The organism is Arthrobacter sp. 10T419 (assembly GCF_056394105.1).
Genome location: NZ_JBFTHF010000007.1, coordinates 142,885 through 156,268, shown reverse-complemented (window position 1 = coordinate 156,268; position 13,384 = coordinate 142,885). Strand labels below are relative to the sequence as shown.

Annotated in this window: 11 protein-coding genes; 6 read left to right on the top strand and 5 right to left on the bottom strand. The window is 68.2% G+C overall.

What is annotated here, in order from left to right; all coding sequences use genetic code 11:
- Nucleotides 1–22: 22 nt before the first annotated feature.
- From AC1DBD_RS13025 to AC1DBD_RS13010, 4 genes are read right to left on the bottom strand one after another with little or no spacing between them, the layout of a single operon-like run.
- Nucleotides 23–382, bottom strand: coding sequence for a non-heme iron oxygenase ferredoxin subunit (locus AC1DBD_RS13025; RefSeq protein WP_441418698.1), 360 nt, complete (start codon nucleotides 380–382; stop codon nucleotides 23–25).
- Between the two features lie 31 nt (nucleotides 383–413).
- The gene (gene sufD / locus AC1DBD_RS13020; protein WP_476892578.1) at nucleotides 414–1,700 is read right to left on the bottom strand and encodes a Fe-S cluster assembly protein SufD; all 1,287 of its coding nucleotides are present in this window, start codon (nucleotides 1,698–1,700) and stop codon (nucleotides 414–416) included.
- The gene (gene sufB / locus AC1DBD_RS13015; RefSeq protein WP_441418696.1) at nucleotides 1,700–3,163 is read right to left on the bottom strand and encodes a Fe-S cluster assembly protein SufB; all 1,464 of its coding nucleotides are present in this window, start codon (nucleotides 3,161–3,163) and stop codon (nucleotides 1,700–1,702) included. Before sufB ends, sufD begins: the two co-directional genes overlap by 1 nt.
- The gene (locus AC1DBD_RS13010) at nucleotides 3,163–4,005 is read right to left on the bottom strand and encodes a helix-turn-helix transcriptional regulator (RefSeq protein ID WP_476892579.1); all 843 of its coding nucleotides are present in this window, start codon (nucleotides 4,003–4,005) and stop codon (nucleotides 3,163–3,165) included. Before AC1DBD_RS13010 ends, sufB begins: the two co-directional genes overlap by 1 nt.
- A 109-nt stretch (nucleotides 4,006–4,114) precedes the next feature.
- Here AC1DBD_RS13010 and AC1DBD_RS13005 point away from each other — a divergent pair, with 109 nt between their 5' ends.
- From AC1DBD_RS13005 to AC1DBD_RS12995, 3 genes are read left to right on the top strand one after another with little or no spacing between them, the layout of a single operon-like run.
- Entirely contained in the window at nucleotides 4,115–5,080 is a 966-nt protein-coding gene (locus AC1DBD_RS13005) for an ABC transporter ATP-binding protein (protein ID WP_441418694.1), read from the top strand.
- Nucleotides 5,077–5,856 carry an ABC transporter permease gene (locus tag AC1DBD_RS13000; protein ID WP_476892580.1) on the top strand — a complete coding sequence of 260 codons (780 nt, stop codon included), beginning with the start codon at nucleotides 5,077–5,079 and terminating at the stop codon, nucleotides 5,854–5,856. The genes AC1DBD_RS13005 and AC1DBD_RS13000 overlap by 4 nt, the downstream gene beginning before the upstream one ends.
- Nucleotides 5,857–5,863: 7 nt before the next feature.
- Nucleotides 5,864–6,808 carry a COX15/CtaA family protein gene (locus AC1DBD_RS12995; RefSeq protein ID WP_476982266.1) on the top strand — a complete coding sequence of 315 codons (945 nt, stop codon included), beginning with the start codon at nucleotides 5,864–5,866 and terminating at the stop codon, nucleotides 6,806–6,808.
- Between the two features lie 117 nt (nucleotides 6,809–6,925).
- Here AC1DBD_RS12995 and AC1DBD_RS12990 read toward each other — a convergent pair whose 3' ends face one another.
- Nucleotides 6,926–7,888 carry a heme o synthase gene (locus AC1DBD_RS12990; RefSeq protein ID WP_476892581.1) on the bottom strand — a complete coding sequence of 321 codons (963 nt, stop codon included), beginning with the start codon at nucleotides 7,886–7,888 and terminating at the stop codon, nucleotides 6,926–6,928.
- Between the two features lie 518 nt (nucleotides 7,889–8,406).
- Between AC1DBD_RS12990 and tkt the strand changes: the two genes are divergently transcribed.
- From tkt to AC1DBD_RS12975, 3 genes are all read left to right on the top strand, one after another.
- Nucleotides 8,407–10,524 (top strand): transketolase, encoded by a 2,118-nt coding sequence (tkt, locus tag AC1DBD_RS12985; protein WP_441418755.1) that lies wholly within the window; start codon nucleotides 8,407–8,409, stop codon nucleotides 10,522–10,524.
- Nucleotides 10,525–10,592: 68 nt separating this feature from the next.
- The gene (gene tal / locus AC1DBD_RS12980; protein ID WP_441418691.1) at nucleotides 10,593–11,723 is read left to right on the top strand and encodes a transaldolase; all 1,131 of its coding nucleotides are present in this window, start codon (nucleotides 10,593–10,595) and stop codon (nucleotides 11,721–11,723) included.
- 6 nt (nucleotides 11,724–11,729) lie between these two features.
- Complete coding sequence (locus AC1DBD_RS12975; protein WP_476926191.1) at nucleotides 11,730–13,379, top strand: glucose-6-phosphate isomerase; 1,650 nt, start codon at nucleotides 11,730–11,732, stop codon at nucleotides 13,377–13,379.
- The last annotated feature ends 5 nt before the right edge of the window (nucleotides 13,380–13,384 follow it).

Sequence of the window (13,384 nt, the reverse complement as noted above, 5' to 3'; positions counted from 1 at the left end):
CAAGCGTGGCTTGCCCCGGCGGTCAGCTGAAGTTCGGAGCTTCGGCGCCGTTCAGGATGGTGCTGACGTCCACGTAGACGTCGTCGCCCTGGATGGTCACGGCGAAGACAGGCACGGGATCGTAGGCAGGCAGCTGGAGCGGCTGGCCGCTGCGCAGGTCGAACTGTGAGCCGTGGCCCCAGCATTCGATCTTGCAGCCTTCCACTTCACCCTCGGAGAGCGAGATGTCTGCATGCGAGCAGGTATCGCCGATGGCGTGGATCTCCCCCATCGAGTCCTTGACGACCGCTACCGGGTAGTCATCGATCAGGATCCGCAGCGCCTGCTTGACCTGGATCTCGCTGGCGTTGCAGACCAGCTCGCCCTTTGGCTGTTCCGTCATGTTCGTTGTCCGTCTTCCCTAGTGCCGTGCACTAGTTTTCCGTGGCGGCGAGCTCGCGCTCGACGGCCGCCGTGAGGCGCTCTTCGATGGCGGGAACCTTGATCTGCTGGATGATCTCGTTCAGGAAGCCGCGGACCACCAGTCGGCGGGCCACCTTTTCCGGAATGCCGCGGGCCATCAGGTAGAACAGGTGCTCGTCGTCGAAGCGGCCGGTGGCGCTGGCGTGGCCGGCGCCGGCGATCAGGCCGGTTTCAATCTCAAGGTTCGGCACGGAATCCGCGCGGGCACCGTCGGTGAGGACCAGGTTGCGGTTGGCCTCGTAGGTGTCGGTGCCTTCTGCTTCCTTGCGGATCAGGACGTCGCCCACCCAGACGGTGTGCGCGTTCCGGCCCTGCAGGGCGCCCTTGTAGAGCACGTTGGACTTGCAGTTGGCGACGGCGTGGTCCACGAAGAGGCGCTGCTCGAGGTGCTGGCCGGCGTCCGCGAAGTAGAGGCCGAACATTTCCGCTTCGGCGCCGGGGGCGGTGAAGCGGGTCGACGGCGTGACACGGACCAGGTCGCCGCCGAGGCTGACGACTATGTGCTTGAACTTGGCGTCGCGGCCGAGCTTCGCCTGCTGGGAGGAGGCGTGCACGGCGTCGTCGTTCCATTCCTGGAGGGAGATGACGGTGAGCTGCGCGCCGTCCTCGACCAGGATCTCGACGTTTTCCGCGACGACGGCGGTGCCCTGGTGGTCCAGCACAACAACGGCCTTGGAGAACTTCTCCGCGATGATCACAACGTGCTGCGCGGAGGCCCCGGTGCCCTGGCCGGTCAGGACTACGCTGACCTCGCCCTCGGCCTGGACCTCGGCGGGAACCGTGATGACGGTGGCCTCGGTGAAGTTCTCCCAGGCGTTCGCGGAGACCCGGTCCTCGGGGATGGCGGCGGAGCCGATGCGGGCATCGTCCCGGCCGACGGTCTCGATCCGGACGCTGTCCGGGCCGGTGACGGCCACGGACGGTGCCGCGCCGCTGAGGACGTCGGTGTGCAGGCCGCGGAGGCGCTTGAGCGGGGTGAACCGCCAGTCTTCCTCCATGCCGGTCAGCGGCTTGAAGTCCGCCAGCTTGTACGAGGTCAGGCGGCCGGCGCGTGAGCTGTCCGGGACGCCGACGCCGCCGCCGTGCGAGTGGCGCTTGACGGCTTCGCCGGCCAGCGGCGACTTGGACTCCGCGGCGTTCAGCGGTGAAAGGCTCTCGCCTTCCTCGGTGAAACCGTTGATGAACGGCTGGGCTGAGGGCGCGCCGATGCGGGCCTTTTCAGTAGTGATGTCAGTCATTAACCGACCGATCCTTCCATCTGCAGTTCAATCAGGCGGTTCAGCTCGAGGGCGTATTCCATCGGCAGTTCGCGGGCAATCGGCTCGATGAAGCCGCGGACGATCATCGCCATGGCCTCGTCTTCGCGCATGCCGCGGGACATCAGGTAGAACAGCTGTTCTTCGCTGACCCGCGAGACCGTGGCCTCGTGGCCCATGGTGACGTCGTCCTCGCGGATGTCGATGTACGGGTACGTGTCCGAGCGGCTGATGGTGTCCACCAGCAGCGCGTCACAGCGGACCGTGTTGGCCGAGTGCTTGGCGCCTTCGCGGACCTGGACCAGGCCGCGGTAGGCAGCCCGGCCGCCGCCGCGGGCCACGGACTTGGAGATGATCGAGCTCTTGGTGTTGGGCGCGATGTGGACCATCTTGGAGCCGGTGTCCTGGTGCTGGCCTTCGCCGGCGAACGCGATCGAGAGGGTCTCGCCCTTGGCGCCTTCGCCCACGAGGTAGACGGCCGGGTACTTCATGGTGACCTTGGAGCCGATGTTGCCATCGATCCACTCCATGGTGGCGCCCTCTTCGCAGATGGCGCGCTTGGTGACCAGGTTGTACACGTTGTTGGACCAGTTCTGGATGGTCGTGTAGCGGACGCGGGCGCCCTTCTTCACGATGATCTCCACGACGGCGGAGTGCAGCGAGTCCGAGGTGTAGATCGGCGCGGTGCAGCCCTCGATGTAGTGGACGTAGGAGTCCTCGTCCGCGATGATCAGGGTGCGCTCGAACTGGCCCATGTTTTCCGTGTTGATGCGGAAGTAGGCCTGCAGCGGGATGTCCACGTGGACGCCCTTGGGCACGTAGACGAAGGAGCCGCCGGACCAGACCGCCGTGTTCAGCGAGGCGAACTTGTTATCGCCCACCGGGATGATGGTGCCGAAGTACTCCTGGAAGATTTCCGGGTGCTCGCGCAGCGCGGTGTCCGTGTCCAGGAAGATGACGCCCTGGGCTTCCAGGTCCTCGCGGATCTGGTGGTAGACCACCTCGGACTCGTACTGGGCGGCGACGCCGGAGACGAGGCGGCTGCGCTCGGCTTCCGGGATGCCCAGCTTCTCGTAGGTGTTCCGGATGTCCTCGGGCAGGTCCTCCCAGGTGGCGGCCTGCTTCTCCGTGGAGCGCACGAAGTACTTGATGTTGTCGAAGTCGATGCCGGACAGGTCCGCACCCCAGGTGGGCATGGGCTTGCGGTCGAAGTACTTCAGGCCTTTCAGGCGCAGGTCCAGCATCCATTCCGGCTCGTTCTTCTTGCCGGAGATGTCACGTACGACGTCCTCATCGATACCACGGCGTGCGTTGGCGCCGACGTCGTTCTTGTCGGCCCAGCCGTATTCGTAGGTTCCGATTCCGTGGAGCTCGGGATTCTTTTCCAGAATCTCCGAGATCACAGTGGATTCAGCAACCTTCTTCTCTGATAGTTGGTCCGTCATCACGGCCTTTCTTGCAGATGGTTGGATACTTCGTCCGGGTTGCCCGGGCCCGCGGGGCTGGGAGCCCCGACGGCGGCCGGACGGCCCGTAGGTATGTGGGTGGTGCAGACATGGCCGCCGCGCGCCAGGGTGGAGAGCCTGCGCACATCGACGCCGACCAGCCGGGAGAACAGTTCGGTCTCCACGTCGCAGAACACCGGGAACTGCGCGGCGAGCTGCTGGATGGGGCAGTGGCCCTGGCAGAGCTGGACGCTGGAAAGGGCGGCCGGCAGCGGCGCCTTGGCCTCGATTGACTGCGCCGAGGCGACAAAACCGTCGCGGCTCAACGCCTCGGACAAGGCCTGCGCGCGTGCCGTGATATCGGTTCCCGCCCGCTCGATTTCCGGCGCGTAGCGGCGTTCCATTTCGGCGAAACGCTCGACGGCGAACTCCCGTACCGCGTCCTCGCCGGCCATTTCGCCGAGCCGCCGCAGCGCGGAGCTGGCGATGTCGAGGTAGTCGTTGCCGAGCGTGGACTGGCCCTGCGAGCTGAGCACGTAGCGGCGCGCCGGGCGCCCCGCGCCGGCGCCTGCACGGGCCGCGCGCTTGACTTCGATCACGCCGTGACGTGAGAGGTGGTCCAGGTGACGTCGAACCGCCGCCGGAGTGAAACCGAGCAGCTCGCCGAGCTCCGCGGCGCTGATCGGACCGTGTTCGAGCACAGCCGCCAAGACTCGGTCCCGGGTGCGTTCCTCCGCGTCGGCAGCCATCGCCGCAGGCATTGCTGCGGGAACAGCCTCGCCTTCGGCAGGCTCGGCCGACTCCGCGCGCACGGCAGGCGCGGCAGAAGTAGTTGGGCTCATGGAATACACAACACAATCATGTCGTAATTTACTCCCCCGATCCAGTAAGGCATGGCTTTCCTGGCGCTGGCTCCGGATCGGGGCCTACTACATCGCGTAGAATGCTTTGGTGCGATCTCCCGAATCCCCCGCCCTGACAATCAGCGGGCTCATCAAGGATGTTGGTCCGCTGCCCAGCCTTGACGGCAAAATGCTGCGGGTGGTCAGTGGCGTCTCCCTCGTTGCCGAGCGCGGCCAGGTGACCGCCCTGCTGGGAGCCAACGGGGCTGGTAAGACCACCACCATCGAATGCGCCCAGGGCCTGCAGAAACGGTCCGGCGGCAGCATCAGCCTGCTCGGCCAGGATCCGGACACGGCCGGGGCGGAGCTGCGCGCCCGCGTCGGCGTCATGCTCCAGGACGGCGGCCTGCCGCCGTCGGCCCGCCCTATCCCGCTGCTCAGGCACATCGCCGGAATGTACCAGGACCCGTGGCCGGTGGACGAACTCGTGGCGCGCCTGGGCATCGACGCTTTCAGCCGGACCTCCGTTCGGCGACTCTCCGGCGGCCAAAAACAGCGCCTCGCCCTGGCCGCAGCCCTGGTGGGCCGCCCCGAAGTGCTTTTCCTCGATGAGCCCAGCGCCGGCCTGGACCCGCAGTCCCGCCAGTTGGTCTTTGAGCTAATCGCCGAACTGCGGGACCGCGGCATGGCCATCATCCTCACGACCCACCTCATGGACGACGCCCAGCGCCTGGCCGACTACGTCTACATCATCGACGCCGGCCGGAACGTCGCCGAAGGCACCGTAGCGCAGTTGCTGCGGCACGAACTGGCGGCCGCCGGCGAACAGCACATCCGGACGCTGCATTTCGAAGCGGAGCCCGGACTGGACCTGGCCGGCGTCCTGCCCGCCGACGTCGACATCCGCGAGACGCGTGCCGGAAGCTACAGCGCCACCGGTGCGCTCACGCCCGCCGACCTCGCCGCCGTCACGGCCTGGTGGGCGGACCGCGGCATCATGCCGGCCTCCATGAGCCTGGCCGCCCGCAGCCTCGAGGACGTCTTCCTCGACATCTCCGGAAGGGAGATCCGATGAGCTCCGCCCCCGCCACCGCCGGCACCCCGCTGGGCAGCGCCCCCGCTCCCCTGCTGCGCCGGATCCTGCTGCAGGGCAAGTACGAGACCGTCACCATGATCCGTAACGGCGAACAGCTGATCCTCGCGATCATCCTGCCGTTGCTGGCCCTCGTGGGCCTGACCGTTACTCCCCTGCTGGACGGCCTTGGTTCCAGCAGGATCAATACCGCCGTGCCGGGCATCCTCGCCCTCTGCGCCATGTCCACGGCGTTCACCGGCCAAGGCATCGCCACGGGATTCGACCGCCGCTACGGGGTGCTGCGTTTCCTCTCCACCACACCGCTGGGCCGCGCGGGCCTGATCCTGGGCAAGGTGCTCGCGGTGCTGGCGGTGCTGCTGCTCCAGGTGCTGGTGGTCGCAGCGGTCGCCCTGCCCCTGGGCTGGCGGCCGTCGGCGCCGGGGCTGCTCCCGGGCTTGCTGCTGCTGGTCCTCGGCGCCGCTGCCTTCACCGCCCTGGGCCTGCTGGTGGCCGGCACGGTCCGGCCGGAGGCCACGCTGGCGATCACCAACCTGCTGTGGATCCTGCTGGGCGCCCTCGGCGGCATCGTCATCCCGGCCGAGCGCCTCCCCGCTCTCGCCCAGGCGATTGTGCACTTCCTTCCCTCCGGCGCGCTGGGCCAGGCGCTGCGGGATGCTTTCCTGCACGGCAGCGTCAATCTCGCCGCCGTCTTTGTCCTGCTGCTCTGGACGGCCATTGCCGGCGCCGCAGCAACCCGTTGGTTCAAGTGGAATTGAGAAAACTGTGAGTACGGCATCCCGCCCTTCCCGGATCGTGTCCCGCATTTCCTCCCGGCTGCCCGTCACCGTCGACAGGACCGTCCGCCGGCTGGCCGTGCTGTCCCTGATCGGCCAGACCGTGCTGGTGGTGACCGGCGGCGCCGTCCGCCTCACCGCTTCCGGCCTGGGCTGCCCCACCTGGCCGCGCTGTACCGACAGTTCGCTCGTGAACACCCCGGAGATGGGCATCCACGGCATCATCGAGTTCGGCAACCGGCTCCTGACGTTCGCGCTGGCCGCCGTCGCAGTCGCGATGCTGGTGTACCTGTGGAACCTGCGCAAGGAACGCCGGGACCTTTTCCTGCTGGCCCTCGGCCTGCTGGCCAGCATCCCGGCCCAGGCTGTCATCGGCGGCATCACCGTCCTCACCCAGCTGAATCCGTGGGTGGTGGGCCTGCACTTCCTGGTCTCGATGGCACTCGTGGTTCTCGCGACCCTGCTGGTCAACCGGGCCTACGGCAGGACCGGCAAGTTCCGCACCAGCCGGCTCCCCGCGCTGCCGGGCGCCGCACGCCCCGTGCTGACCGCCGTCGCGCTGATCTCGGCCGTAGCCGTGTGCCTCGGCGTCGTGGTGACCGGTGCGGGCCCGCACGCCGGCGACGCGAACGCGCCGCGCAACAACCTGGACTGGGACCTGTTCTCGCACATCCATGCGGTCCCTGCCTACCTCGTCACCGCGGGGGCCCTGTTCGGCGTCGTCCTGGTGTTCCGCGGCCGCATCACCGGCCCGTTCCGCACGGCGGTGTTCCTGCTCCTGGGCGTCACCGTGCTGCAGGCGGTCATTGGCTTCACGCAGTACTACAACGGCATCCCGGCCCTGCTCGTTGCCGCCCACATGCTCGGCGCGGCCCTTCTGATGAGCGCGTCCAGCAACGCCGCCGACATCGCGCGCAGCAGCCCGCTGAAGTAGCACCCCCTCCGGCAGCAGCCGCCTGAACCACAAACGCGCCGGTCACCCGCCGCCCATCCGGAAGACCGGAGCGGGCGGCAGGTGACCGGCGCGTTGTTTGTTGCGGGAGACTTCTGCTTAGCCGCCGACGATGGCGGACCCGATGAACGGGTCGACAGCCAGGGCGATGAAAAGCAGGGTGAGGTAGCTGATCGAGCCGTGGAAGACCTTCATGGCGCCCTTGTTGGAGACGTCGCCGCCCTGTGCCCGGTTGTAGAGGGCATGCGACTCGTACAGGAACCAGGCCCCCGCGGCGACGGCGGTGACGGTGTACACCCAGCCGGCCCCGCCGACCGGGATCAGCAGCAACGAGCAGACAACCATGGCCCACGCGTAGAGAACCACCTGCACGGAGACGACCTTGGCGCCGGCGATCGCGCCAAGCATAGGCACGTTGGCGTTGCGGTAGTCCTCGCCGTAGCGCATGGACAGCGGCCAGTAGTGCGGCGGCGTCCAGAGGAAGATCACCATAAAGAGCACGACGGCGGGCCATTCCACCGTGTTGGTCACGGCGGCCCAGGCGATCAGCACCGGGAAGCAGCCCGCGGCGCCGCCCCAGACGATGTTCTGCGCGGTGCGGCGCTTCAGGATCATGGTGTAGATCACGACGTAGAACACGATGGCGCCGAGGCCCAGCCAGGCCGAGAGCGGGTTGGCACCGAACCAGAGGATCGCGATGGCGGCGGCGCCGAGGAGCCAGGAAAACACCAGCGCTTCCCGCGGCGTGACCTCGCCCGTAACCAGCGGCCGGTTCTCCGTCCGGTGCATCAACTTGTCGATGTCCCGGTCGATGTAGCAGTTGAAGGAGCCCGCACTGCCGGCAGCAAAGGCGCCGCCCACGAGGGTCGCCAGGATCAGGCCCAGGGACGGGAAGCCGCGCTCGGCGTAGATCATGGTGGGCAGGGTGCTGACCAGCAGGAGTTCGATCACCCGGGGTTTCGTGAGCGCCAGGTAGGCCTTGGCTTTGCGGCCGAAGCCGATTCGACCCGGGGCCGGGGAGGCGTTAAGCGGCGTATCTGTTGTGCTCACGGTGGCAGTCACTCTGTTCTGTCTGGCTGTTCAGTCCGGCTGGTCGCCGCAGTACGTCCTAGATCCGGCGCACTGCGTTCGGAGGGGGTCCACGCGCAGCGCACAGGCATGTCCTCGCCCCCGTTGGTAGCCACGCACCATCATACCGTGGCGGCACCCGCGTCCGGGTCCTCCGGAAACCCGCTGGAATTCCGCCAGGTTAACGCAGCCTCACCGCCGCGGCGGCACCCGGTGATTCATATAAGCCGAAAACCGGTCCAATTCGTGAGATGTACGCTACCCGGCAGGTGGAATGGGGCTAAGCTGTCTGACAGATCAGCACGCACGGGCGGCTGCCCCCAACGGCGCTCCCTGCCTCTGCGCATGCGACTAAATGATAGATCAACGTTTCGATGGTGAACGGCTGGTACGAACCGCAGCGGGCACCGAACTGTGCCCCCGGCGGAAAGCCCTCAGCGGGAAAGCTCCCAGAGGGAAAACCCGTACCACCGGCCGTCAGCACAGAGAGGGGCCCGGTTTACGTGCCACATTTGGAAGAGCAAGAACTGTCATGGACTCATCTGGACCAGCGTGCCGTGGACACCGTCCGGGTACTCGCGGCGGATGCGGTGGAGAAGGTCGGCAACGGCCACCCCGGCACGGCCATGAGCCTGGCCCCGGCCGCCTACCTGCTCTTCCAGAAGTTGATGCGCCACGATCCGGCGAACCCGGACTGGCTGGGACGTGACCGGTTCGTCCTGTCCCCCGGCCACACGTCCCTGACGCTTTACATCCAGCTCTTCCTCTCCGGCTACGGCCTGGAGCTGAAGGACCTCGAGGCGCTGCGGACCTGGGGGTCGCTGACCCCGGGCCACCCGGAGTACAAGCACACCGCCGGCGTGGAAATCACCACCGGCCCGCTCGGCCAGGGCCTGGCATCCGCCGTCGGCTTCGCTTACTCCCAGCGCCGGATGCGCGGGCTGTTCGACGCCGACGCCGCCGAGGGCACCAGCCCGTTCGACCACACCATCTGGGTGATCGCTTCCGACGGCGACCTGCAGGAAGGCGTCACGTCCGAGGCCTCCTCGCTCGCCGGCCACCAGGAATTGGGCAATCTCGTGGTGATCTACGACGAGAACCACATCAGCATCGAGGACGACACCGACGTCGCGTTCACCGAGGACGTCCTGGCCCGGTACGAGGCCTACGGCTGGCACACCCAGCGGGTCGACTGGACCCGGACCGGAGAGTACAAGGAGGACGTGCCCGAGCTGCACGCCGCCCTGCTCGCCGCGAAGGCCGAGACGGGCAAACCCTCCATCATCTCGCTGCGCACCATCATCGGGTGGCCGGCGCCGAAGAAGCAGAACACCGGCAAGATCCACGGCTCGGCCCTCGGCGCCGAGGAAGTCGCGGGCCTGAAGAAGGTCCTCGGCTTCGACCCGGAGCGCAGCTTCCAGGTCGACGACGAGGTCCTGGCCCACACCCGCGAGGCGCAGTCCCGCGGCGCCTCGGCACGGACCGAGTGGCTGGCGTCCTTCGAGGCCTGGCAGTCGGCCAACCCCGAGGCGGCCGTCCTGCTGGAGCGCGTTGAAGCCCGGAAGCTTCCGGCCGAACTCGATGCCGCCCTGCCGGTCTTCGAAGCCGGCAAAGACGTCTCCACCCGCGCCGCGTCCGGCAAGGTCCTGAACGCGATCGGCCCGGTCATGCCCGAGCTGTGGGGCGGCTCCGCCGACCTCGCCGAATCCAACAACACCACGATCGAGGGCTCCCCCTCGTTCATCCCCGCCTCCCGGCAGACCGAGGCATGGAAGGGCAACCCCTACGGCCGGGTGCTGCACTTCGGCATCCGCGAACACGCCGCGGCGTCGATCGTGAACGGGATCAGCCTGCACGGGGCGACCCGGGCGTTCTCCGGCACGTTCCTGATCTTCTCGGACTACCAGCGCCCGGCGATCCGGCTCGGCGCCCTGATGGGCGTCCCGTCCCTGTATGTCTGGACGCACGACTCGATCGGCCTCGGCGAGGACGGCCCGACCCACCAGCCGGTGGAGCAGCTCGCCTCGCTCCGGGCGATCCCGGGCCTGGACGTCGTGCGCCCCGGCGACGCGAACGAGGTCGCGGCGGCCTGGAAGGTCATGCTCGAGAACCATGAGAACCCGGCCGGCATTGTGCTGACCCGGCAGAACATCCCCACCTATGCCCGCGGGACTTCCGATGCCGAGGCAGACACCTTCGCCTCGACGGCCGGTGTCGCCAAGGGCGGCTACGTGCTGGCCGAAGCGTCCGCCAACGGCCAGAGCACCGAGGCGCAGGTCATCCTGATCGGCACCGGCTCCGAGGTCCAGCTCGCCGTGGCCGCCCGCGAGGCCCTGCAGGCCGAAGGCATCCCCACCCGGGTGGTCTCCATGCCGTGCGTGGAATGGTTCAACAAGCAGGACGCCGCCTACCGCGAGGCAGTGCTCCCCGCCAACGTCAAGGCACGCGTCTCCGTCGAAGCCGGGCTCGCCCTGGGCTGGAAGGAGTTCGTCGGCGACGCCGGCCGCTCCATCAGCCTCGAGCACTTCGGCGCGTCGGCCGACTACAAGCGCCTGTTCCAGGAATTCGGCATCACCGCCGAGGCCGTGACCGCCGCCGCCAAGGAATCCCTCGCCGGCCTCACGGCCTGATCCCAACTTCACGCTTTCCGGGCCGCCGCCCCACCAACGGCGGCGGCCCCAGACTTCAGGAGTTACACATGAACACCACCCCCACCGCTACCCCCACGCAGCAGCTCTCCGACGCCGGCGTCTCCATCTGGCTCGATGACCTCTCCCGCGGCCGCCTCGCCACCGGCACGCTGCGCAAGCTGATCGAAGAGAAGAACGTCGTCGGTGTCACCACGAACCCGAGCATCTTCCACGCTGCCATCACCACCGGCACCGACTACGACGCCAAAATCAAGGAAATGGCAGCCGCCGGCGCCAGCGTCGAGGAGACCGTCTTCGCGATCACCACCACCGACGTCGCCGACGCCTGCGATCTGTTCGCCCCCGTGGCCGCCGCGACGAACGGCGTCGACGGCCGCGTCTCGATCGAGGTGGACCCGCGCCTCGCCTGGGACACCGCCGGCACCATCACCGAGGCCAAGGAACTCTACGGCCAGGTCAACAAGGACAACGTCCTGATCAAGATCCCCGCCACGATTGAAGGCCTCGAGGCCATCACCGCCACCCTGGCAAGCGGCATCAGCGTCAACGTGACCCTGATCTTCTCGCTCGAGCGCTACCGCGCCGTGATCAACGCGTTCCAGAGCGGGCTCGAACAGGCCAAGGAGAACGGCCACGACCTGTCCAAGATTCACTCCGTCGCGTCGTTCTTCGTCTCCCGCGTGGACTCCGAAATCGACAAGCGCCTCGACGCGATCGGCACGGACGAAGCCAAAGCCCTCAAGGGCAAGGCCGGCCTGGCCAACGCCCGCCTGGCCTACCAGGTCTACGAGGAGCTCTTCTCCACCGAGCGCTGGGCCCTGCTCGCCGAAGCCGGCGCCCGTCCGCAGCGCCCGCTGTGGGCCTCCACCGGCGTCAAGGATCCGGCCTACCCGGACACCCTGTACGTGACCGAGCTCGTCGCCCCCGGCGTTGTTAACACCATGCCGGAAAAGACCCTCGACGCCACCTACGACCACGGCGCCATCACCGGCGACACGGTCACCCGCGGCTACGACGACGCGAACGCGACCCTCAACGCGCTCGACGCACTGGGCATTTCCTACAACGAAGTCGTCGCCGTGCTCGAGTCCGAAGGCCTCGACAAGTTTGTGGCAAGCTGGAAGGAACTGCTGGCCGACGTCGAGGTCGCCCTCGCCGCTGCACGGAAGGACGCATAGTCCCCCATGACCACTCTCAGCTACGACGCCACGGGCGCCGCCCGCCAGGCGCATGAACAGCACCTGCCCGCCCTGCTGGAGGACCGGGTCGCCACCCGGATCTTCGCCAAGGACGCCACCCTGTGGGGTCCCGACGCCGAAGCCGAGGCCGCGGTCCGGCTCGGCTGGGTGGAGGCCGCCACCGTCTCCCAGCCGCTCGTGGCGGACATCCTGGCCCTCCGCGACGCGCTCCGCGCCGAAGGCGTGACCCGGATTGTCCTGTGCGGCATGGGCGGTTCCTCGCTGGCCCCCGAGGTCATCGCCGGAACCGCCGGCGTCGAGCTGACGGTGCTGGACAGCACCGACCCCGAGCAGGTTGGCGCCGCCCTGGCAGACCGGCTCGAGCAGACCGCCATCGTGGTCTCCTCGAAGTCCGGCTCCACGCTGGAGACCGACTCGCAGCGCCGCGTCTTCGAGCACGCCTTCACCGAGGCCGGGCTCGACGCGAAGAGCCGGATCGTCATCGTCACGGACCCGGGATCGCCGCTGGACAAGGCCTCACGCGAAGCCGGCTACCGCGCCGTCTTCAACGCCGACCCCAACGTCGGCGGCCGGTACTCGGCACTGACTGCCTTCGGGCTGGTGCCGTGCGGACTGGCCGGCGTGGACATCCAGGCCTTCCTGGACGAAGCCGAAGAGACCGCCGAGATCCTCAATGACGACAGCGAGGAGAACATCGGCCTCGCCCTCGGCGCCGCGCTGGGCGGCACTAACCCGCTGCGCGACAAGATCGTGATCGCCGAGGACGGCTCCGGGATCGTAGGGTTCGCCGACTGGGCCGAACAGCTCATCGCCGAGTCCACCGGCAAGCTCGGCACCGGCGTGTTGCCGGTCGTCGCCGGTCCGGACGCGCCCGAGGTCACGGGCGGCGCCGCGGACGTGCTGGTGATCCGGCTGGTGGCAGCCGACGCCGACGTCGAACTGGGCGACAACGAGTCGGCCATCGCCGGCGGCCTCGCCGCGCAGATGATGACGTGGGAGTTCGCCACCGCCGTCGCGGGACGGCTGCTGGGCATCAACCCCTTCGACCAGCCCGACGTCGAGGCCGCCAAGGTCGCAGCACGCGGCCTGCTGGATGCGCAGCCCGAACCGACGCCGGCCAACTTCACCGACGGCGCGATCGAGGTCCGCGGCGGCACCTGGCTGGGCGACGCCGGCACCGCGGCCGAAGCGGTCAGCGCGTTGTTGGGCCAGCTCGGTGCGGACGGCTACCTCAGCGTCCAGGCCTACTTCGACCGGCTCAACTACGCACCACTCGAAGGCATCCGGGACGAACTGGCCGCCCTCAGCGGCCGCCCCGTCACCTTCGGCTGGGGACCGAGGTTCCTGCACTCCACCGGGCAGTTCCACAAGGGCGGCCCGGCGATCGGCGTGTTCCTGCAGGTCACCGCGGCCTCCGCGACGGACCTGGCCATCCCGGAACGCCCGTTCAGCTTTGGAGAGCTGATCTCCGCCCAGGCCGCCGGCGATGCGCAGGTCCTCAGCGAACACGGCCGGCCCGTGCTCCGGCTCCACCTCACGGACCGTGCCTCCGGCGTCCGCCAGTTGCAGCAGCTTGTCTCCTCGCTGGCCGGCACTTCATTTGCTGGCCGCCCAGCGTCCTCCACCGAAAGCTAAGGCAC